Genomic DNA, 22,590 nt, shown 5'->3' with positions numbered 1-22,590 from the left:
GTGCGTGGGGCGCACCCTACACTACTTAATCCGCTAGAAATGTCGCTAAGATCTTCATTGTTTACTACTTTATTTTTAACAACCGTCATGGTATTAGTCCTTAGTGGTATTGAAAGTAGAGTCAGTGGTATCAGAGGAGCTAATGGTGTTACCAAAATCACCTAAATAATTATAAATATAAATCTCGCGTCCTATCAGTAAAGGAAATTCTATATATTCTACAGGATGGCAGTCTCGTCGATGTGCTTCTATATAGTCAATAAACCTCTTATACGTTTTCCCTTTCCAGTTTTTATTACTAGGAAAGCTATTCGCAAAAATATGAATATGTTCACTTTTATAGCCATCTATAGATACAGTCAAAATCTTCATATTTATTTTTTTATCTATAAATGTACTTTCATAATACATACATCCTTGTTTAAAATTGCTTGGATCTTCGGCTAACTTATCGGCTATTAAGCGATACCCCCAAATTTTCATAAACAAACCTAAATAAATTAAGAAAAATATGATATAAATTCCGAATTGTTGAGATTTAGTGTATTGCTTTATATAGTCACGTAGATTTACTATCATTTTATATTCGCTTAGAAACATGTCGTTGTAATTCGTATATTATATTCACTGGTGTCCTGTGTAATTTATTAAATATAAAAGGGGTCTAATATAGCTCTAACTGCGGTGGTATCCTACTGGTTTAGATGAATAAAAAAACAGAGCCAACTTCTAAAACAAAAAAGACCTTGCCACATGACAAGGTCTTTTCTATTCTAAAAAGTCTTTAATAACTTACTTAGGATGTACCATATCCGCAGGAATTACCCACTCATCAAACTGAGCTTCAGTTAATAGCTCTAGCTCAACCGCAACTTGCTTCAACGTTTTGTTTTCTTTATAAGCAGTCTTAGCGATTTTCGCCGCATTCTCATAGCCAACATGACGGTTCAATGCAGTCACCAGCATCAATGAGTTATGCAAGAAGTCATCAATTTTATCTTTTACTGGCTCGATACCAACGGCACAGTTTTCATTGAAGCTGTTACAACCATCACCCAATAGTTTGATAGATTGCAATAAGTTAAACGCGACAACTGGCTTATAAACGTTTAGCTCAAAGTTACCTGATGCGCCAGCCATGCTGATCGTTACATCGTTACCCATGACTTGAGCAACAACCATCGTCAATGCTTCTGACTGAGTTGGGTTTACTTTACCCGGCATGATAGAAGAGCCTGGCTCGTTCTCAGGAATCGTCAATTCGCCTAGACCACAACGAGGACCAGATGCCAACCAACGTACGTCGTTAGCGATTTTGTTCAAGCTAGCTGCTAGCGTTTTTAGTGCGCCTGACGCGAATACTTCAGCGTCACGAGCAGCTAGTGCTTCAAATTTGTTTGGTGAGGTGACGAATGGCAAGCCAGTCAAAGTCGCTAACTGCTCAGCAGCAGTTACTGCGTAATCAGGATGCGCGTTTAGACCAGTACCAACCGCAGTACCGCCTAGTGGCAATTCATATAGACCTTGTAACGCATTATCAATACGTACCAATGAGTGATCAAGTTGGCTGACATAGCCGCTGAACTCTTGACCTAACGTCAAAGGCGTCGCGTCTTGTAAATGCGTACGACCGATTTTTACGATGCTATCGAATTCTTTGGCCTTAGCCGCTAATGTGTCGCGTAGTGCTTTTACCGCAGGAATCAACAAGCTGTTGATTTGACGAGCAGCAGCCACACGAATCGCTGTTGGGAAGCTGTCGTTGGTAGACTGTGCATGGTTCACATGGTCATTTGGGTGAATTGGTGTGTAGCTACCGCGCTCAGAACCAGCGATTTCGTTGGCACGGTTGGCCAATACTTCGTTCATGTTCATGTTTGACTGCGTACCAGAACCCGTCTGCCATACAACCAATGGGAACTGATCCGTTAGACCACCGTTGATGATTTCGTCAGCAGCTTGTACGATTAAATCACGCTTGTCATCTTCGATACGCTCAAGGCTAGCGTTGGTAATCGCAGCGGCTTTTTTGACCAATGCCATTGCTTCAATCATTGGACGTGGCAAAGTCTCGCCACCGATTTTGAAGTTTTCGCGGCTACGCTGGGTTTGTGCACCCCAATAAGCGTCAGCTGGGACTTCTACGTTGCCCATGGTGTCTTTTTCGGTACGAGTTGCCTGATTCTGTGTCGACATAACTACCCTCTTTGATGGTTTGTTGTTAAATAACTGAACGATAAAAAGTGCAACAGCTGCTGCACATAAAGGAGAATACGATGTAAAGTGGCGTTATGATAGCATGACTACGACCCGTTGAATATTGACAAATAGCCATTGCTAACGTCTAAAAGCAGCTGTCATCATCAAACTCACAAACTAGCGGATAGTATAGATATGCATCCTGAACCAAAAAACGTAGCGTCAAAGGAATCGACAGTTAGCAATCTGCCCAGACGACACTTTACTCGCCAGCGTCGCCTGCTAACTGACAGCGCGCGTAGGAATATGGGGCAAGCAGCGAGCTTGCATTTGACGAAGTTACAGCAGCGATTACCAGCACATGCGCGCATTGGCTTATATTACGATGGCTTTGGTGAGCTACCCACTCAACCAATATTAGACTGGTGTCAACGCTTAGGCTATTTTCCTTATTTACCAGTCGTCGGCTCGCTCGGCCGTGATAGCAATGGCAACGATGATAAACATCTACGTTTCGTACCTGTTTATCACTCAAAGCTACTCAACATACCGACACGTATCCATCGATTAGGTATGAAGCAAAACCACCATCGTCGTCTACTTTGGGCGCGAGAATTGGACGTTATTATCTGTCCGCTGGTGGCAGTAGATTTAAACGGTAATCGTATGGGCATGGGTGGTGGGTTCTATGATACGACGCTTGGGAACAACTATCGGTCAGGAGCAAAAAAACCATTAAAAATTGGCTGGTGTTATGACTTTCAAGTGGTTGAGCAATTAGAGCGCCAACCGTGGGATGTGCCATTAGATGGCTTAATTACGCCAAGCGGCATAAGGTGGTTTTGATGAAAGATGACGATAAAAAGTCTGAAAAAAATTCTAGCGCTGATAACGTGGATGAGTATTTGCAAACATTAGGCAATGAGGACGCTAGAGAGCAACGCTACTACAGTCAAGAGCAGCCCTTTAGCGCTGATGAGATGACAAGACTTGTCAATGAAGAACGCTTAAATGAATTACTGGCGCAAAGTGATGCGTTTTTGAGTAGTTTGAATGGTGAGATTAGAGATTTTGATGAGAGTGATATTAACAGTACGAAATGAATGATATTGAACAATCTATGAAAACAGAAATACCTTCCATAAAGGCAGTCACTGGCTACTTTAAAGCCAAGCCACTACGAATAGTTTTCGCTATTCTATGGGCTCTGTTTGTCGGTCTTATTACTACTTCAGGTTTTGAGCCAAATCCTTATGCGTTAGAGATGCTTGATGCTCCTGAGCCGCACTCATATGCTATGGAGCTCGTCATAATATTGGTGGTTGCGGTGATTTTTCACTTAAGCTTTCTCGTTACTATCGATGTATACATGCGTAGCCAGTGGAAGTTTTTTACCATGCTGATTATTACCACGTTATTTTTACTTTGCTTCGGTATGGTGGCAATGCATGCACCGCCGTCACTAGGCTGTATGATTTTTTGGACTTTCTTATCATTTTTACTGTTTTTAGTTATTTGCTTTTGTCAGGCTTGCTTGTTTCTTTTGCAGCGATTTTTTGGTAGAAAATCAATTTAATGGCATAGTACCCGGTATTTAAAAATGACTTAAATATCCAACTTGTGCTAACTAACAACCAAACTAAAACAGGCTAATGATTATAAAATCACTCGCCTTTTTCATATCTATTATAAGAGTTTAAATCATTTACTACAGCACCATCGCCGCAATCCAACCAAAGGCCAGTAGTGGAATGTTGTAGTGTAAGAAAGTCGGCACCACACTGTCTTTGATATGGTCATGCTGTCCATCAATGTTTAGACCAGACGTTGGCCCCAGAGTCGAGTCTGACGCAGGCGAACCCGCATCACCCAGCGCGCCAGCCGTACCGATAATAGCAACAGTTGCCAGTGGCGAGAACCCTAAAGAGATACACAGCGGCACATAAATCGCAGCAATAATCGGAATAGTCGAGAATGATGAGCCAATACCCATCGTTACGACCAAACCAATGCCAAGCATGACAAAAGCGGCGATAGCTTTATTACCGGCAAACAAGTTGGTTGCCCCATCAATCAATGGCGCAATCTCACCCGTCGCTTTCATGACTTCTGCAAAACCCTGCGCAGTAATCATAATAAAGCCAATCATCGCCATCAATTTGATACCGTCATTAAAGACGCCATCAGCATCACGCCACTTGACCACGCCTGTGGCCATAAAGACACCAAAACCAAACATTGAGCCAAGCAATAGCGAATCGGTATAGAGCTGTACGACAAAAGCAGTCACGATGGCAGCTAGTGCAACCAGTGTCTTTAGCTTGCTTTGCGACTGTGCACCAGCCGCAGTTTTACTCAATGCATCGCCTTCTACTACGGCATCATGCGCTTGCTGATCTATCGCAATCTGCTGATATACGCGCGGCTTACGATAGCTGATAAATACGGCGACTAGCAAACCAATTAGCATCCCCAGTGCGGGAATCGCCATGGCCTTGACCACAGAGATATTAGCGATATCAATGCCCGCCTCACCGACGTTTTTTAGCATGATTTGATTGAGGTAGATATCACCAAAGCCATATGGGATAAACATATAGGTGGTGACCAAACCAAAGGTCAACAGACAAGCGATCAGACGTCTATCAATATGCATTCGATTAAATGCTAACAATAATGGCGGTACAAGTAGCGGAATAAAGGCAATATGAATAGGGATTAAGTTTTGGCTAAAGCAGCTCATGGTAATCAAGCCTGCAAACAGCATGTACTTAATCATGCCACTGGTGCCACCTGCATCAATGCGCTTGATGACGGATCCTGCTAGTGATTGCGGCAAGCCCGAATGAGCAATGGCGACCGCAAACGCCCCAAGTAACGCATATGACAGTGCAATTTGTGCACCATTACGAATACCTTCTTGAAAAGCATTGAGCGTATCAGTAATACCAAGACCCGCTATTAATCCACCAGCCAGCGCACCAATTAATAAACTGAGCACCACGTGCACTCGCGCAAGTGACAGCCCCAACATGATGATGACTGCCAGCAGTACCGCATTGATTGCCATGTGTTGCCTCGTATTCTATTTGCTTTATTTCAATTTAAACTTATTGATATCTCATAATGTATGGATATCGCCATCGTCTCAAAAATGCTTTTTCTCGAATGTGTCTATAAAGCGTTCTACTCTAAAACACACCGTTTAAGACGCGCGACAGTTTACCTTATTTTGCCTATAAAACCTATGCGTAGACCCCAATAGATATTTGATAGATGCTATTTATAAGTGATCTATAAGCATCTGTTATGACTGCTTTCTATGATTCTTGTATGGTTACTTCCGATATACTGATTATCACCAGTGACACATTAAGCTTATAACCATATGATGCTCTGTATTCAGTTAGATATAAATATTTTGCACAGTTAAGCAAGTGAGTTTGAGTACAAGCCTTGCAATTTTATCTGGGAGCACCATTTATCTAAACATGAACCACGAACTTGACTTTACAAGTCTGGTGAACGAGGAAAAATATATGAGTGAACATAAAATAGCCCAAGACAATATCGACATAGATGTCGACGTTTCATCTACTGTTGCTGATGATAACCAGCCAGACACGTTGTCTAGTCATGCGTCAGAAAGCGAGTTAGAGACAGCGTCTGACAATACTGAAACCACTGTCAAAGATGACGATAGTGAAAACAGTACCAGTGAAGACGACGATGCTAAAGACAGCGTTGAAGACGACACCTACTTACCGTTATTGGCACTGCGTGATGTGGTCGTCTATCCACATATGCAAATTGCCTTGTTCGTAGGTCGTGCACCATCGGTTAAAGCAGTTGAACTGGCACAGGCTGAGTACGGCAATAAAGTACTGGTCGTCGCTCAAAAAGACTCGCTGACCGAAGACATTGATCAAGACAACTTGTATCAATACGGTACGGTGTGCCGCATCGTCAGCACCATGCCACATGATAGCGATGAAAATTGCATCAAGGTATTGATCGAAGGTCAGTATCGTGCGCGCGTTGACAATATAGAAGATCATGACACGTTATTGATGGCAAAATTTGAGCGTGCTGACCTCGATGTCAGTATGGATGAAAGCCAGCAAAAGAACACCATTCAAGCGCTGACCACGCTATTTGAAAGCTATGCTGATGCGCGTCTGCGTAATGCGCGTGAGCTAACGCGTGTGGCGAAACGCATCGACGACTTACTTGAGTTGGTGTACTTCATCTCAACTCGTGTGTCGATGGATCTTGATATCAAGCAGTCGTTCTTAGAAAAAGACGATATCAAGACACATATCAATACCTTGACTGAATACTTGGTCAAACAAAGTGCTGAGCAAAATATCGAACAAGATATCCAAGAAGCTGTCCGTCAGCAAATGGAAGAGAATCAGCGCGAATACTTCTTAAATGAAAAAATGAAAGCCATCAAAAACGAGCTGTCAGATATGAATGACGGCGCGTTCGATGGTGAAGACGATGTCGCCGAGCTTGAGCAGCGCTTAGAAGATGCTGACCTGCCAGAAGATGTACGCAAAAAAGCAGAGCAAGAGTTTAAGAAGCTCAAAATGATGCCACCTGCATCGAGTGAATCATCAGTCGTACGCAACTATATTGAGTGGATTTTGGACACGCCGTGGAATGCGACGACTAAAGTTTCTATCAATCTAGACAAAGCTAAAACCGTATTAGACGAAGACCATTATGGTTTACAAGATGTAAAAGACCGCATCTTAGAATATCTCGCAGTCCAATCACGTGTGAAAAAACTTCGTGGCCCGATTTTATGTCTCGTCGGTCCTCCAGGTGTCGGTAAAACTTCATTGGGTGAGTCGATTGCGCGTGCCACTGGTCGTAAGTTCGTGCGTATGGCGCTTGGCGGCGTGCGCGATGAAGCGGAAATTCGTGGTCATCGCCGTACCTATATCGGTGCGATGCCGGGTAAAATCGTTCAGTCCTTGGCCAAGGTAGAAGTTAAAAACCCGCTATTCTTATTGGATGAAATCGATAAGATGGCGCAAGACTTCCGCGGTGATCCAGCATCAGCCTTGCTTGAAGTGTTAGATCCCTCACAGAACGATACGTTTAACGACCATTATTTAGATATGGACTTAGACTTGTCGCAAGTGATGTTTATCTGTACGGCAAACAGCATGGATATTCCAGCAGCGCTTCTTGATCGGATGGAAGTTATTCGCTTACCGGGTTACACCGAAGAAGAAAAAGTAAATATCGCACAGAAGTATCTAGTGCCAAAAGCAATTAAGAATAACGGTCTCAAAGAGGGCGAGATTGAGATTGTTGAAGCAGCGCTGCACAGTATCGTTCGTAGCTATACGCGTGAAGCTGGTGTCCGTAACCTTGAGCGTGAAGTGAATAAAATATGCCGCAAAGTTGTTCGCGGTTCGGTCGAAAATCATGGCGCGCGCGCTCCGAAAAAAGCAGAACGTGAGCTAATCGTGGTCGATGACAAAAACATCGATGACTATCTCGGCGTCCATCAATATGACTATGGTCTAGCTGAAGAAGAGCCTGAGATTGGTCGTATTACTGGTCTGGCGTGGACACAAGTCGGTGGTGAATTATTAACCATTGAAGCAGTTGCGATGAAAGGCAAAGGTGAGCTTAGCTTTACAGGGTCACTCGGCGATGTCATGAAAGAGTCGATTCGTGCAGCGATGAGTGTGGTTCGTGCTCGCGGTGACAGCTTAGGGATTGATTACGAGACGTTCAAAACCACGGATGTCCACGTGCATATGCCTGAAGGCGCCACGCCGAAAGATGGCCCATCAGCTGGTGGTGCACTGACAACAGCACTGGTCTCTGCGTTAACGGGTATTGCCATTCGTCCAGATATTGCGATGACAGGTGAGATTACCTTGCGCGGTAAAATCCTGCGTATCGGTGGTCTCAAAGAGAAGCTACTCGCAGCACATCGTGGTGGTATCAAGCATGTGTTGATTCCAGCGACCAATGAGCGTGATTTGGCTGATATCCCTGATAACGTCAAAGAAGGCCTGACTATTCAGCCAGTCGCAACGATTGATGAGATATTAAAAGTTGCGTTGGTGAGTATGCCAGTGCCTCTTAAACCTGCTAAAGTGACGGTTGATAAAACCTCAAGCAAAGCGCTACATAACTAATCTGATTAGTTACTAATCCAGTCTTACAAATTAAAGAGCCGCTCATCACTATGATGGGCGGCTTTTTTTTGACAAAAATAAACAACAATTCCTCTAAGACCTTGTGCTATATTTTAGACAAATGTTTATCAAGTAGAAATATATGCTGTTAAATCGTTTACGAATCCCTCTAGTTATAATAAGTGCATTACTACCCCTCGCTTTGTTAGGCTGCCAAACCAACAGCCTTAATCATTCAGCACAAACCAGTACCGTTATCGACGATAAAAACTGGTCAGCGACCACACTAAAACCCAGACTGTTTCAAACGATCACCAACTACGACTGGCAATTAACGCATGTCAGTGATGGTGATGATAAACTCATAGGTCTCACTCTTCAGCCACCCCTAACTATGCACGTTCGCCCAGACCTATTAACCTTCGATGACGGCTGTTACCGATATCTCGTGACTTTTGATATGTGGTTGCCCTTACCTTATCCTTATACAGATGCATCAGTACAAGATACAGCTAAATCACCAGTCACGGCTGCTGACTGCACTTCGATATATCAAGCAACCATCCAAGACTGGCGTGGTAACACAATCATCCCTAGCGATACAGCACATCTACTAAATATGACTTTTGGGCGCTACGCAGGAACAAATTTTATATTTAATCCCGCGATAATTCAGTCCATACAGGTTAATAAAACCGTAGAAAAACAGCTCGCTTTAAAGACCAGTAAGAGACAAACCCTTATCTTTTCGGGCACGCCCAAACCTGAGCATCCCGTGACTGGCATACCGCTTACCAATGAGTTATTGGAGCGCTATCGCTGGCAGCTGGTACAAGTGACGGACAAAGCAGGCGCAGCCTTGAGCGAATTTACGCAAATAAAAGAGCCTATTATGCTTTCCTATGGTTTGGATAACTATGGTGGCGATGAGAGTGACGAACAAAATGGCTTTGAGTCAGGTATATATGGTCAAAGCTTTGGTATCTCTATTGGCTGCAACGGCATTAGTGGACCTTACGCCCTCTCTATCAATCAAAGTTTACTAACTGGCAGCTTTCCTTCTACTATGATGAGCTGTGGCGATGCTCTTGATGATGTCGAATCACGGCTTCGACGTATGATGACCCATAGTAAGAGTCGACTGATCTTAACGCACGCGGATAATAAGGCAAAGACAACTACAGAGCAGTCAGAGCCAAACTACTTACTCACCCAAACGCTAGATTCTGGCGAAACACTGATATGGAAAAGTAAAGCAAAGAAAAAACCTTAATACACTTTCAAACCCATACGATACTTACATTTATTAACCGATTGTTGCGCTTTTAATGAATATCTATGACAAGCCCTTGGCTATACTGATTGCGACATCAACGAATGTTGTAACAAAACCAGTAACGATTATAAATATAAACATTTGAAAGACTATTTAAATAAACGGAGAAGACGATGAAAAAAGTAATTCTTGCAAGCGCTCTATTATGTGGTTCTGCTCTAGCTATGACTGGTTGCCAAAGTACAGAAGGTCAATTAAAGACTGGCAATCCACTGAATCAACCTGTGTTGAAGTCAGCGCTCAAAACAACAGACGCGAATAAAACGGAAGTTGGACAAGTTTTCTTACGCCCAGTCGATGGTGGTGTACAGGTCTACGGTAAGCTAATGAACCTGACACCAGGTCAGACTGTTGCCCTACATATTCATGAAACTGGTAGCTGTGATGTTATGGGTAAAGCGGCAGGTGGTCACTTTAATCCGGACAAAAAGCCACATTCTAATCCTGATGATATGAATGGTCATGCAGGTGATTTGCCAAACCTAACGGCAAATGAGAATGGTGTTGCTACTATTAATTATGTGAACAAAAAAATCGCGGCAACAGAAGCGGGTAAATACAGCGTTAATCGCTTAGCCTTTATCGTTCACGGTGGTACTGATGACTATACTAGTCAGCCAGCAGGTAATGCAGGCGACCGTATCGCTTGTGGTATCATCGAAAAGAACTAATAGCATTTAGAGTTTATTGACAGCAAAAAAAACCTCTTAGATTATCTAAGAGGTTTTTTTATGACTTAAAATATTACGATGGCAAGATAGAGATACAAAGCCTAAAGGTAAAAAAGCATTACTCTTCTACCCACTCGCCTTTGCGCCAGTACACACCCCAACGCGTGGCTTTGCCATTTTTCTCAGAGCCAATATATTGCTCTTTTTTCTTACGCGACCAACGTAGAATCGTTGCATTACCTTCAGGATCTTCGTCTGGACCTTCAAAGAGATATTGGAACTTATCTTCCATTTTATCTTTAATTTCTCTTAGCTCAGCGAGCTTTGGTGCACGTGTCTCCCTTACTTTCGGGAACTTAGATGCTGCCAAGAACATCCCAGCTGCGCCTTCACGCAAAATGAAGTAATCCTCATGCTTGACCGATTTTAGCTCTGGCAAGTGAATCGGATCCATACGCGGTGGTGCTGCTTCGCCTGTTTTTAGCACTTTACGAGTATTGTCACATTTCTGACAAGCGAAGTATGGACCAAAACGTCCCGTCTTCAGCTCCATCTGCCCATCACATTTATTACAATCGATGGTCGGCGCATCTGAACCCGGTACTTCGAACTTACCTTCTTCTAGAATATAGCCATCGCAATCAGGGTTGTTACCGCAGATGTGTAGCTTAAGACCACCATCGACGATGTAGCCGTTCATTGCGGTGCCACATTTCGGACAGCGTTTTTTCTCCATCAAATCTTTGACTTCGGCTGCTTCGTCCTCTTCACCTTCAGCATCATCAAGATTGGCAAAAGCTTCGACTGGCATTAAGTTTTTAGTGCCTTTACAGCGCTCTTTCGGCGGCAAGTTATAACCCGTACAGCCTAGGAAGACACCCGTAGAACCTGTACGTAACTGCATCGGACGATCGCAAATATCGCAGTGGACGTCTGGTACATCGGTCGGATCATTTGGACGCATGCCGTCTTTTTCTTTAGCACGATCAAGCGTGGTTTTGAAGTCACCGTAAAAATTATCGAGGACATCTTTCCAGTCTGTATCGCCTTCTGCCACATGATCAAGCTTGTCTTCAAGCGCGGCGGTAAAGGTATAATCCATCAAATCTGGGAAACTTGCCGTCAGTCTGTCAGTGACGATATCACCCATTTTTTCAGCAAATAAACGCTTGTTTTCAAGCTTCACATAACCACGATCTTGAATGGTTGAGATGATAGAAGCATAAGTCGATGGACGACCGATGCCTTTTTTCTCAAGCTCTTTGACTAAGCTTGCCTCGGTATAGCGCGGTGCAGGCTTGGTAAAGTGTTGGCTTGGATCAAGCTTGTCTAGCGTTAACTTATCGCCTTTTTTGACATCAGGTAACAAGGTATCATCGGTCTTCGCCGGCGGCATGACTTTGGTATAGCCGTCAAACACTAACGTACGACCACGCGCTTTTAGCTCGACATCATCAGCACCAACAAACAAGTTCACTGACAGATACTTTGCTGGCAGCATCTGGCAGGCGACAAACTGACGCCAAATCAGCTCATACAGACGTATCGCATCACGTTCAACGCCTTTCAGCTGTGTCGATTTCATATTGACATTAGACGGACGAATCGCCTCATGCGCCTCTTGTGCGCCTTGCTTATTACCATAGAAGTTAGGCTTTTCTGGTACATACTTCGCGCCATAGCTGTCTTCGATATAACCACGGACAGCAGCAAGCGCATCACCGGATAAAAAAGTCGAGTCGGTACGCATATAGGTAATATGACCGGCTTCGTATAAGCGCTGCGCCAAAATCATGGTCTTTTTAACCGAAAATCCCAATCTCGTGCTGGCAGCTTGTTGCAACGTCGAGGTAATAAACGGCGCGCTTGGACGTGACTGCGTGGGTTTCTCTTCACGCTCTTTGACGATAAAGTCGTTGGCGTTCAGCACTTCTAAGACTTTATCCGTCTGCTCTTTATTGACGAGCTTTAGCGTTTTGCCACCTTGCTTGGTTGCCTCTAGACGAATGGCAATTTGTTCAGCGTCTTTTTTACTGCTGGCGACGTGAGTATCAGCATGAATCTGCCAGTACTCTTCTGGGATAAAGGCGCGAATTTCATGCTCACGCTCGACCACCAAACGCATGGCGACCGACTGTACACGCCCTGCTGACAGACCGCGTGCAACCTTTTGCCACAATAATGGCGATATCATAAAACCAACGACGCGATCCAAAAAGCGGCGTGCTTGCTGGGCATTGACGCGGTCGATATCGAGTTTTGAGGGTTGCTTAAAGGCATTTTGAATAGCGGTTTTGGTAATCTCGTTAAAGACCACGCGCTCATACTTGCTATCAGCGCCACCGATGACTTCTTTGAGATGCCAAGCGATGGCTTCCCCTTCTCTATCCATATCCGTTGCCAGATAGATTTTGTCAGCGTCTTTGGCTAAGGCTTTGAGCTCTTTGATGACTTTGGTTTTGTTTGGCAGTACTTCATACACTGCTGCCCAGTCATGTTCAGGGTCGATACCCATGCGACGTACCAATGCTTGCTGCGCTTTTTCTTCTTTGCTCAGACTGTCATCTTTTTTGCTAGTCGCTGGCTTCTTCGCGCTTTTACTCGCACCGACGGGTAAATCGCGTACGTGTCCGATACTCGAGCGAACAACGAAGTCATTGCCGAGGTATTTATTGATCGTTTTTGCCTTGGCTGGTGACTCGACAATCACCAAAGACTTACCTTTGGAGCTGTCAGAGACAGGAGCTGGACTTTTTTTAGTTGTGGTTTTTGCCATATTTGACGACACCATAATATAAGTAGTTTAAAAGTAAGGTTAAATTCAGCAGCACGGCAATTTATGGAAGCTGATCATCATAGATCAACGATTTATTGTAATAATAGCTGCCGATATAAAAAGGTATAAAGCAAGCAACAACGCCGATACGAGTCATAAAACAGCAATAAAGATACAAAGACGTTACACTGCTAGGCGCTGAGCTGTCAACTGTAAATAACTGGGGCATCGCAAAACTGCTTGCCTATTGCTCATTAATGGAGACTAAAAAACGATTTACTAGTTCTTGCGATTTTTTTGCATCTGTAATGCCCACGCTTCAAGCTGTGCTTTCAGTACTAGTAAGTCTGCCTCAATCATTTTTTGCTGATAATTAGGGTTTGTTACTGGGCGCACATAGGCGATATCCTCCCAGTAAATAACAATGCTATTGGACTTGATTAACAAGGCTTTTACAAACGGCTCAATACTGGCTGGCAATGCTAGCGGCACTTTATCCAAGCTAAAATTGGTTTGAGGTGGCGTATTGCCATTACTACTGCCACTCGCATTTTTGTCTGCAGGATTTGCGTTGCTGTTTGCATTGCTGTCTGGTCGCCAGCACCCATCGATAACCTGATAACGGGTTAGCGGCAGTTTGACGTTATCTAGCACCAAGCCATACTGACCAAGCATCCCGCGACCATATTCATTGTCTTTGCCCCTGATCCAATCTGGACAAGCGATCAGTTTTGGGTTCAACTGTAAGCGACGGGCGGTCATGCGTAAATGATCCAAGCGCTGATCGATACCGCTCGGTTTGAGCGCCATCATACTCCCTAGTACAAATAGTACAATGGCGATGACAATCCATATTCCCATAACAACCTGACCTTTAGCTGAATTAAAATACTGCTGAGGCGATACATTTGACCTGATCTATCATAAAACCTATTAACGAGTAACGGACTGACCAGTGATTTGTCGTACCCGTCCTTATAATAAGCACGAACCATAAAAAATCAAGCAGGGCTCATAAAGGGATTAGTCGATAATCAGGTGTTTGCCATTTGATTGCCATTTTATTGGCACTTGAGTGGCAAATGCATTTCACCCAGCAATCCTACTATTTATACTGGAATATCAATCAGTTAGTACGCAAAAAAATAAGTTTAATAACAAGATACAAAAAGTTGTACACAGCAAAAAGTGCTATGATAAACCATAATTTTAGACGCGCGCAGGTTTATTATGAATTATCTTATTGAGTCAAACTCATCAACCGCTCTTTTAGCCAGCAAACTGACGAATAAATTCATGAGTAAAACCAGTATCATCTTCTCGATGATGAGCGCCGCATTATTCACCCTGTCAGGCTGTGCCACGACCCAAAGTCTCACACCGCAGCAGTGCCAAAGCAGCAATTGGCAAGAAGTTGGCTACGCTGATGGCATCCGTGGACGCTCGGGCGCATACTTTGGTCAATATACCAATCAATGCGCCAGCGTCGGCGGTGCTAGCCCCAACCGCATTCAATGGGAACAAGGTCGACAGCAAGGTCTGAAGACCTACTGTACTGAGCTCAATGCTTATAAAATTGGTCGCGAAGGCTATGACTGGCAGCCTGTCTGTCCCCTTGAGGGCATCGAGAAGTTAGAAGAAGCTTACTCTCAAGGACGCTACTATTATATTCGCCAGCGTGATCTTGATTATCTACGCACGCCCTATCCATTTGCCTACGGACCTGCTGGTCGTTATGGTTATAGTCCGTTTGTCTATGGCTGGTAATCTAGGGCGTGTCATCAATTAGCACATTTATATATTTAGTGGTCTTAAAATGGCTAAATTTTGCTAAACATTGTTATCCTTGCTAACCATATAAAGCTTCTTATCCCTTCAAAAAACCATATCGAAATCAAGATAGCGATAATTGAATGAGATATTGTGGCAAACGGGACAGTGTAGTAAACAAATCTTGCATTAAAGGAAACCTCGCAAGGTTACCCTAGCGAGGTTGAAAAAAGTTTATTATTTTAATTATTCTTATTATTATCTTGGTTATTTTTATATCACTCAGCCTGCTAATTTTACTGATAAGCTTCTTAATATAAGCACGGTATTAGGCACGGCAAATTATTTTATTCGTTAACAAAAGCTATTTTACTAAGACCAGCCTGACTGGCAGCGGCGAGCACTTGAGCGACAGTGTCGTACTTACTGTCTTTGTCAGCACGCAATTGTACAGAAGGATCTTTACCCGCAGCACTTTGCTGTTGTAACCGTGCCTCTAGCTCCTCCATGCTAATCGCATCGCTGTCCCAAAATATCCCTGCGTCTTTATCAATGCTGATTTGAATAGCCTCTGGTGGTGTTTCATTAACCTCGGCACTGGTCTTCGGCAACTCTAATGGCACCGTCGGATTTAGTACGGTCGCCGTCAATAGAAATATAATCATCAATACCAGCATGATGTCGATAAGCGGAATGAGGTTCATCTCATTCATACTTTGACTATCATCATCGCCCAATTGAAATGCCATAATCACTCTCAATACATTTGGTTATTCGCAATACAGCTCGCTTGGCTCTCGCCTAACAGACTGTTTCATCAATGGATAATTGTTAAGGCTGCGACGCGGCTGAACTCTGATAATGCGTCACTTGCTGAGCATCTGCTGCGTTTGAGTGCATACTTTTTGCCAATGGATCTTGGGCAACGGTAGATTTGCTATCTATTGAAGGTTGCTGTGTGACTACCATCTCGGCAGAATGTGCCAATAGGTCATGCGCTCTGTCGTTGGCGTGATACATCACATGGCGGTTGATACGCACTGCAAGGTTATAAAACACCACTGCTGGAATCGCTACGGCAATCCCCAAACCTGTCATAATAAGCGCCTCACCAACTGGTCCTGCCACTTGTCCCAAGCCCGCTTGCCCACTCATACCAATATTATGCAGTGCATGGAAAATACCCCATACCGTCCCAAACAAGCCAATAAACGGCGCAATCGCTGCCGTCGTCCCAAGGATAGGCAATCCACGCTCGCTTGCAAAGCGATAACGACCAATATGCTTTAGTAGGGTCTGCTCAGTAACCACACGGCGAGTAGAGGTATCTGCGGCTATCATCTCGCCCTGTTTTATCTGAATCTGTTGACTCAAATCATCTGCAACCGTCGCCGCCAACTTGCGGCTTTGTAGCACACGAATAATGCCAGTCACCCAAGAGAGGATAGATAAAGCCAGCAACAAAAAGAACAAAGTTTTTGTCACCATGTCGCTGATTTGCCAGTATTGCATAAAGTCCATATTAGACTCCTTAGAGTATTGTTTTATTATCTAGTCTCACTGCAGCTAATAAATCTATGCAGATGACAGCGACGACATTAGTGCCATATATAAATAATGAGTCAAAATTCTTATGGTCAAGGAACGACATATTCAATCGGCAAGGTCACGTTGCCTACTACTGGCACACCAGCTTCGGTAAAGGGCTTAAACTTGCCAGAGTCAGCTTGTTTTTGTGCAGCTTGGTCTAATAATCTATTACCAGAAGATTGAGCAACGCGTACATTATCAATCCCGCCCTGCTTATTTACTCGCAACACTAAAACGACAGTCAATTTATCACCTGACCTAGCTCTGCGTGCCGCACTAGTCGGAAAACTAAAATTCGGTCGTGACGCCCAATTGGCATTAGTCGCTGTGAAGTTCACAGGAGTATTACTTGCGGCGGCAGCGGCGGCCTGTGCTTTTGCACGAGCAGCGGCTTCTGCGGCCGCTTTAGCCGTTTTTGCTTCTGCTGCTTTTTTGGCATCCGCTTCGGCTTGAGCCTCTCGGGCAGCTTTGGCATCGGCTAATTGTTGAGCTTCTTGCGCGGCTTTTTCAGCTTGTGCTGCCAATATCTTACGGTTGTTATCAGCAGCTAAAGCATCTGCTTGAGCTTTTGATATCGACTCTTGCCGTTTTACTTCATGTTTAAAAGGTTCGTTTTCCACAGCCTTCGTTTTAGGCTTCAAATTAGGCTTCAAATTAGGCTTCAAATTAAGCTTCAAATTAGGCTTCAAATTAGGCTTTTCTGATGTTACCACTGGTTTGACAGCTGGCTTAGTCTTCGCTAGCGGCTGAGATTCTTTCACTATTTTAGGTTTAGTGGTAGCGACAGACTTAGGCTGTGGCTGTGGCTGTGGCTGTGGCTGTGGCTGTGGCTGTGGCTGTGGCTGTGGCTGTGGCTGTATAGGTTTTACAGGCTCAGCAGTATCTATCGCAACCTCTGGCTCTTTCGTTTCAGCCGGTAACGTCACCATCTCGATCTCGATAGGTGGCGTGTCTTTTTCTGGTTCAACTTTTATCTCAGGGGTCTTGATCGCCACTAATGCGACTGCTGTCAGCACATGCAAGCCCACCACTATAATAATAGCCGCGAGTATCAATTTGAGTGGTGGCGCGTCTAAATCCGTTGAACTCATAACACCCTAATATTAATTAACCGAGGTAGAATGGCGTAGATAATAATGCAAACGATAACTATTATCAATAATAAATTTATAATGATTTGCTTATCAGGCAAATGCTGAACCAATAATTTGCCTTATTTGAAAAGAAAAATCTGCTTAGTCATTCGGCTATCCTATCTCGAATATCGCTATCGAAACTTATTGTGTTGTGGCAGTCAAAATCAATAAGCACAGAAACGTTAATAAAACTCATTATCATTTGTATTGATAATGAGTCTCAATTAATTTATCATAGCCACTGATGGATTGCCCATCTTATAATATAAAAACTTTTAAGATATTAGGGCATATCTTAATAATATAAGCGTCTCTATATTTAAGCGTAAAAAACAATCAATAAAAAACATGACCTTTAAAGCAATACCGTCGAGCATTGTATGGCGTGAAGCATCACGCTAGACAAGCTCTCTTTATTTTCATATGGCCAATCATTTTATTTACACGTTGTCCAACCAGCTGATATACCGAGTTATTTATGTCTATTGCTTTACTTTCTAACCGTTCTCCGGCCCCTTTTTTTAAACGTCCTTTACTGACTGCTATGATGACCGCATTCGTAGCGACTGGCAGTGTGGCAGGCTGTAGCTCACCTGAGTCTAACGACTCTGAGCCAGCCGATGCTAAAACTGAAAATCAAACGGCGGATAATGCTGCGAATGTCGTCAATAATGATGCTGTCTCTGTTGAGAAAATAACGGTCGACACGGTAAAAGGCACTGTCGATTTGGCAATGAATCCATCACCATTAGTGGTCTATGATATGACGTTGATGCAGGATTTGGCTGCGTTAGATGTGGCAGTCGACGGCATGCCAAGTGGTCTAAAATTAGACAATTTACAGTCTAAAACACAACCTGAGCCAAAAACAGTCGGCACCGTATTTGAGCCAGATCTTGAAGCGTTGAACGCGATGCAGCCGCAAGCGATTTTGGTCGGCTCACGCATGGCAGAAAAATATGATGCGTTATCTAGTATTGCGCCAACGCTTGATATGACGATTGATACCGCAAATATCTATGAGTCGAGTAAGCAGCGTTTGCATGACCTAGGTGCATTGTTCGGTAAAAGTGCTCAAGCAGCCAAACTGCAAGGCAATATCGACGGGCTCATTGATGAAACCAAAACACTAACCAAAGATAAAGGCAAGGGCTTAGTGGTCATGGTCAATGGCAATAAGCTGTCTACCTACGGCGACAAATCTCGCTATGGCTTTATCCATACTGTGCTTGATATTCCAATGGCAGATGACCAAATTGCCGACGCGCGCCACGGTCAGCCAATTTCATTTGAATATATACAAAAAACCAATCCAGATTGGCTATTCGTCATCGATCGCAGTGCCGCCATTGGGGAAGATGGCGCTGGTGCTAAAGCCGTATTAGACAATCCATTGGTCGCGCAAACCAACGCATGGGGCAAGCAGCAAGTGGTTTACCTTAGCCCAGACTCATATCTTGCCTTTGGCGGTTATTATCAGTGGATGCAGGATCTAACGACGATTAAGACAGCCTTCGCTAACGCGAAATAAAAGCGATGACCATACAAGCCATATTTTTAATCAAATACTAATAAGCCAGTAGATGTTATGTCGTTATTTTCCTCTCGCGCTCATGCCAGCGTTAAAGCTAATACTTCTTTGCCAGCGGCAACATCAAGTTGGAAAAGAAGCACTAGCAACAGTCTCAATTCTAAACATCGACGTGCCGTCATACCACCATGGTTAATGAATACAGCAAGCCTCATTATTATGGGGCTTTTGGTGTTATTGAGCTTATCGATTGGTGTCGCTGACTTTTCATGGTCCGGTTTTTTACACAGCCTTATCAATCATAGCGCCAACTCTGATAGCTCGCTTTTTTTGGTTAGCCGACTCCCCCGCACTATTGCGATTATCTTGACCGGTATATCCATGGCAGTGGCAGGGATGATTATTCAAGTGGTGCTAAAAAACCGCTTTGTAGAGCCATCCATGGTCGGTGCGACTCAAAGTGCCGCACTTGGTTTGCTAGTGGTTAGTCTGCTATTTCCCGCTAGTGCACTTATTGTCAAAATGGGCGTGGCGACCATCGCTGCCGTATTTGGCATGATGCTGTTTATGCTGCTGATTCATCGTATTCCGCCGACGGATTTTTTGATGATTCCACTGATTGGCATTGTCTTTGGCGGCATTATCGAAGCAGTGACAACCTTTATCGCTTATCAAACTGAGTCATTGCAGATGCTGAGCGTTTGGCAGTTTGGTGATTTTTCTGGCGTGCTAGCCGGTCGATATGAGCTGCTATGGCTGACGGGCGCGCTGTGTGTTTTGGCTTATATCATCGCTGATAAGCTCACCATTGTGGGACTTGGCGATAATATCGCACTGAACTTAGGTATTAGTAAACGGCAGGTAACCTGGCTTGGTGTCGGCATGGTTGCGATGATGAGCGCGGTTGTCGTTGTCACCGTTGGCATGATTCCTTTTATTGGTTTGGTCGTGCCAAATATTGTTAGCCGATTGATGGGAGATAAGTTACGTCGTAGCTTGCCAGCAGTCGCGTTACTTGGTGCCTCAGCTGTGCTGCTGTGCGATATTATCGGGCGCTCGATTCGCTATCCGTTCGAAGTGCCTGTCGCTACAGTGTTTGGCGTGGTTGGTACGGTGCTATTTTTATGGCTACTATTGCGCGCCCCAGCTGAGCAGTAGCAAGGTCTTTATTCACTTTCGGCACTTATTTACCGTCGTTCATTTTCTGCTTTATTAGATAAGCTTGGCACCATAGGATTTTTGTATGTTCTCATCAACTAAGCTTACTGCCACAAAGACTGGTGCTACCAAAACCAGCACAGCGATAGATAGCTCATATTCAACAGACAGCCCATATTCCACCTCTGCTATTCAGAGTCAGTTGGCAAAATTTTGGGCATTCATAGCTGAGCATCCAAAATCCATCGCAGCCATTATTCTAATTATCTCGATGGCTTTGTTTTTGACACTCAACGTCAATGGACATTGGGACTTTGCCCTACCATTACGTGCCAAAAAACTGCTCGCCTTGATGGTCATTGGCTATGCGATTGGGGTCTCGACATTGCTGTTCCAAACTTTGACGCACAACCCGATTCTCACCCCCTCCCTACTCGGGTTTGATTCGCTCTATGTTCTATTGCAAAGCTTATTGGTTTTCTTTTTGGGCGCAATAAGTTTTACCAGTCTCGATCCTATCGCCAAATTCACCCTTGAAATTGTTTTGATGTTTGGTGCGTCTTTATTATTATTTAAGCTGCTATTTTCTAAAAGCAATCAGGATTTGACGCGCTTGATATTGGTGGGCGTTATCTTTGGTGTGTTATTTCGTAGCTTATCGGCACTCATTGCGCGACTGATTAACCCCGATGATTTTGTGGTCGTACAGTCCGCCAGCTACGCACAGTTCAACACAGTCAACCCTCAGCTACTGGGTATCAGCTTATTTATCTGTGCTATCACTGCGATATTTGTATGGCGCTGGCGTTATCAGTGTGATGTGTTGATGCTCGGTAAGTCCCAAGCTATTAACCTTGGTATCCATTATCAACGTCTCGCATTTGGCCTATTAACGGTCATTGCGGTTTTGGTCGCTACAGCCACCGCGTTGGTCGGTCCAGTGACCTTTTTTGGCTTGCTAGTTTGTGCGCTAACCAATCGTATTGCGCGTCATATGTATCATAGCGAACGACTGATATTGGTCAGTCTAGTCGCCATGATTTGCTTAGTACTGGGTCAGACTATCTTTGAGCAAGTGCTAGATATGGCAGGCGTATTGTCAGTAGTGATAGAGCTAGCTGGCGGTTTAATGTTTTTAGCATTGATCTTTATGTCTCAGCGCCGTTCGTTATGACCACTTAGCTGACACTATTAATTTAGATACACATAAAAAATTTTAAGATAAGACTCATTATGATTCAACTCAATAATATCTCGCACCATATCGGCAAGCAACAAATCTTGCATGACATTACGCTGTCCTTGCCAAGCGCACAGATTATTGCTCTGATTGGCCCCAATGGGGCGGGTAAATCCACCTTGTTTTCAGTTATGTCACGCCTGCAACCGCTACAGTCGGGACAAGTCAGTTTCGGTGCGCATGATATTGTTAGCTGTCATGCGCGAACCTTGTCCAAGACAGTGGCCATGCTTGGACAAGATAACCAAGTGCAAGGGCGACTGCGTGTGCATGAGCTGCTGATGTTTGGGCGCTACCCTTATCATCAAGGGCAGCCGACGGCTGATGATCAGCAGAAGGTACAAGAGATTATCGAGCGCTTTGAGCTTGAGCTGTTGGCCGACCGTTTCTTATCGACATTGTCCGGTGGTCAACGCCAGCGCGTACTGATTGCTATGATTGTTTGCCAAGATACGCCATACTTGTTGCTTGATGAGCCGCTGAATAATTTAGACATGTATCACGCTGGTCGCCTGATGCGTGAACTACGAGAGCTGAGCCACAGTCAGCAGAAGACCGTAGTGATTGTCTTACATGATATCAATCAAGCCGCACAATTCGCTGATACGGTGGTCACGATGAAAGAAGGACAAGTGATGGCTGTTGGTCAGCCAGTCGATGTCATTACGCAAGAGACCATGAAAGAATTGTACAATGTCGATGTGACCGTGCTAAACCATCAAGGTCGTCCCGTGATTGTTGATGCGGTTTAAGTACAGAACTTTGCAAACGAAAAAGGAATTGTCGATGCATAAAATCCTATTGAATCATCGATGGATAAACTACAAAAATCTATCGATATTATTTTTAATCGTGAGCTTTTGTCTGTGCCTGTCTTCCGCTGTAGATAAAGACATAGCAAATACCCTAACCTGGTTAGGTTTCACTTTGTATGCTCTAAGATTAGTCGTTATTCCTATGGATTCTACTCAAGATATTTCTTCAGTAGATTATACAAAAAACTATGACGAAAATAA

General features: G+C 44.0%; 19 protein-coding genes. 11 read left to right on the top strand and 8 right to left on the bottom strand.

The features are described from left to right. Window positions 1-93: 93 nt before the first annotated feature. On the bottom strand, window positions 94-483 hold the full coding sequence (locus ACTQ9T_RS01960) for a hypothetical protein (protein ID WP_240215342.1): 390 nt from the start codon (window positions 481-483) through the stop codon (window positions 94-96). 309 nt (window positions 484-792) lie between these two features. After that, complete coding sequence (fumC, locus tag ACTQ9T_RS01955; protein ID WP_440463915.1) at window positions 793-2,196, bottom strand: class II fumarate hydratase; 1,404 nt, start codon at window positions 2,194-2,196, stop codon at window positions 793-795. Window positions 2,197-2,394: 198 nt separating this feature from the next. Here fumC and ACTQ9T_RS01950 point away from each other — a divergent pair, with 198 nt between their 5' ends. From ACTQ9T_RS01950 to ACTQ9T_RS01940, 3 genes are read left to right on the top strand one after another with little or no spacing between them, the layout of a single operon-like run. Next, a complete protein-coding gene (locus ACTQ9T_RS01950) occupies window positions 2,395-3,045 on the top strand; it encodes a 5-formyltetrahydrofolate cyclo-ligase (RefSeq protein WP_440463914.1) in 651 nt (216 codons plus the stop codon). Continuing rightward, the gene (locus ACTQ9T_RS01945) at window positions 3,045-3,302 is read left to right on the top strand and encodes a hypothetical protein (protein WP_440463913.1); all 258 of its coding nucleotides are present in this window, start codon (window positions 3,045-3,047) and stop codon (window positions 3,300-3,302) included. The genes ACTQ9T_RS01950 and ACTQ9T_RS01945 overlap by 1 nt, the downstream gene beginning before the upstream one ends. A gap of 17 nt (window positions 3,303-3,319) precedes the next feature. Next, window positions 3,320-3,775, top strand: a complete 456-nt coding sequence (locus ACTQ9T_RS01940) for a hypothetical protein (RefSeq protein ID WP_440463912.1) — start codon at window positions 3,320-3,322, stop codon at window positions 3,773-3,775. 132 nt (window positions 3,776-3,907) lie between these two features. Here ACTQ9T_RS01940 and ACTQ9T_RS01935 read toward each other — a convergent pair whose 3' ends face one another. Continuing rightward, window positions 3,908-5,269, bottom strand: a complete 1,362-nt coding sequence (locus ACTQ9T_RS01935; protein ID WP_440463911.1) for a Na+/H+ antiporter family protein — start codon at window positions 5,267-5,269, stop codon at window positions 3,908-3,910. A gap of 469 nt (window positions 5,270-5,738) precedes the next feature. Here ACTQ9T_RS01935 and lon point away from each other — a divergent pair, with 469 nt between their 5' ends. The 3 genes from lon to ACTQ9T_RS01920 all read left to right on the top strand — a co-directional run bounded on the left by lon (window position 5,739) and on the right by ACTQ9T_RS01920 (window position 10,373). Further along, complete coding sequence (gene lon, locus ACTQ9T_RS01930; protein WP_440463910.1) at window positions 5,739-8,366, top strand: endopeptidase La; 2,628 nt, start codon at window positions 5,739-5,741, stop codon at window positions 8,364-8,366. Window positions 8,367-8,508: 142 nt separating this feature from the next. Continuing rightward, on the top strand, window positions 8,509-9,639 hold the full coding sequence (locus tag ACTQ9T_RS01925) for an META domain-containing protein (protein ID WP_440463909.1): 1,131 nt from the start codon (window positions 8,509-8,511) through the stop codon (window positions 9,637-9,639). A gap of 176 nt (window positions 9,640-9,815) precedes the next feature. Then, window positions 9,816-10,373 (top strand): superoxide dismutase family protein, encoded by a 558-nt coding sequence (locus ACTQ9T_RS01920; protein ID WP_189580036.1) that lies wholly within the window; start codon window positions 9,816-9,818, stop codon window positions 10,371-10,373. A gap of 118 nt (window positions 10,374-10,491) precedes the next feature. On the opposite strand, the gene topA is transcribed toward ACTQ9T_RS01920, so the two are convergent. Then, window positions 10,492-13,149 carry a type I DNA topoisomerase gene (gene topA / locus ACTQ9T_RS01915; protein WP_010196278.1) on the bottom strand — a complete coding sequence of 886 codons (2,658 nt, stop codon included), beginning with the start codon at window positions 13,147-13,149 and terminating at the stop codon, window positions 10,492-10,494. 279 nt (window positions 13,150-13,428) lie between these two features. Beyond that, complete coding sequence (locus ACTQ9T_RS01910) at window positions 13,429-14,010, bottom strand: hypothetical protein (protein WP_189580033.1); 582 nt, start codon at window positions 14,008-14,010, stop codon at window positions 13,429-13,431. A 369-nt stretch (window positions 14,011-14,379) separates the two neighbouring features. Between ACTQ9T_RS01910 and ACTQ9T_RS01905 the strand changes: the two genes are divergently transcribed. Further along, the gene (locus ACTQ9T_RS01905) at window positions 14,380-14,916 is read left to right on the top strand and encodes a DUF2799 domain-containing protein (RefSeq protein WP_440463908.1); all 537 of its coding nucleotides are present in this window, start codon (window positions 14,380-14,382) and stop codon (window positions 14,914-14,916) included. Window positions 14,917-15,266: 350 nt separating this feature from the next. Here the strand turns inward: ACTQ9T_RS01905 and ACTQ9T_RS01900 are convergent, their stop codons facing one another. The 3 genes from ACTQ9T_RS01900 to ACTQ9T_RS01890 all read right to left on the bottom strand — a co-directional run bounded on the left by ACTQ9T_RS01900 (window position 15,267) and on the right by ACTQ9T_RS01890 (window position 17,600). Then, window positions 15,267-15,668, bottom strand: coding sequence for an ExbD/TolR family protein (locus ACTQ9T_RS01900; RefSeq protein WP_210540267.1), 402 nt, complete (start codon window positions 15,666-15,668; stop codon window positions 15,267-15,269). Window positions 15,669-15,750: 82 nt separating this feature from the next. Continuing rightward, window positions 15,751-16,440, bottom strand: a complete 690-nt coding sequence (locus ACTQ9T_RS01895) for a MotA/TolQ/ExbB proton channel family protein (RefSeq protein ID WP_440463907.1) — start codon at window positions 16,438-16,440, stop codon at window positions 15,751-15,753. Between the two features lie 116 nt (window positions 16,441-16,556). Then, entirely contained in the window at window positions 16,557-17,600 is a 1,044-nt protein-coding gene (locus tag ACTQ9T_RS01890) for an energy transducer TonB (RefSeq protein ID WP_440463906.1), read from the bottom strand. A 523-nt stretch (window positions 17,601-18,123) separates the two neighbouring features. Here ACTQ9T_RS01890 and ACTQ9T_RS01885 point away from each other — a divergent pair. The 4 genes from ACTQ9T_RS01885 (at window position 18,124) to ACTQ9T_RS01870 (ending at window position 22,326) form a co-directional block, all read left to right on the top strand. Further along, window positions 18,124-19,176, top strand: coding sequence for a siderophore ABC transporter substrate-binding protein (locus ACTQ9T_RS01885; protein ID WP_440463905.1), 1,053 nt, complete (start codon window positions 18,124-18,126; stop codon window positions 19,174-19,176). A 195-nt stretch (window positions 19,177-19,371) separates the two neighbouring features. After that, window positions 19,372-20,334 carry an ABC transporter permease gene (locus ACTQ9T_RS01880; protein WP_440464445.1) on the top strand — a complete coding sequence of 321 codons (963 nt, stop codon included), beginning with the start codon at window positions 19,372-19,374 and terminating at the stop codon, window positions 20,332-20,334. 85 nt (window positions 20,335-20,419) lie between these two features. Next, the gene (locus ACTQ9T_RS01875) at window positions 20,420-21,508 is read left to right on the top strand and encodes an iron chelate uptake ABC transporter family permease subunit (RefSeq protein ID WP_440463904.1); all 1,089 of its coding nucleotides are present in this window, start codon (window positions 20,420-20,422) and stop codon (window positions 21,506-21,508) included. 59 nt (window positions 21,509-21,567) lie between these two features. Beyond that, on the top strand, window positions 21,568-22,326 hold the full coding sequence (locus tag ACTQ9T_RS01870; protein WP_440463903.1) for an iron ABC transporter ATP-binding protein: 759 nt from the start codon (window positions 21,568-21,570) through the stop codon (window positions 22,324-22,326). Window positions 22,327-22,590 lie beyond the last annotated feature (264 nt).

This window comes from Psychrobacter sp. ASPA161_6 (assembly GCF_051970285.1).
In the GTDB taxonomy this organism is placed as follows: Bacteria; Pseudomonadota; Gammaproteobacteria; order Pseudomonadales; family Moraxellaceae; genus Psychrobacter; species Psychrobacter glaciei.
This window is presented reverse-complemented; position numbering and strand designations above follow the sequence as displayed.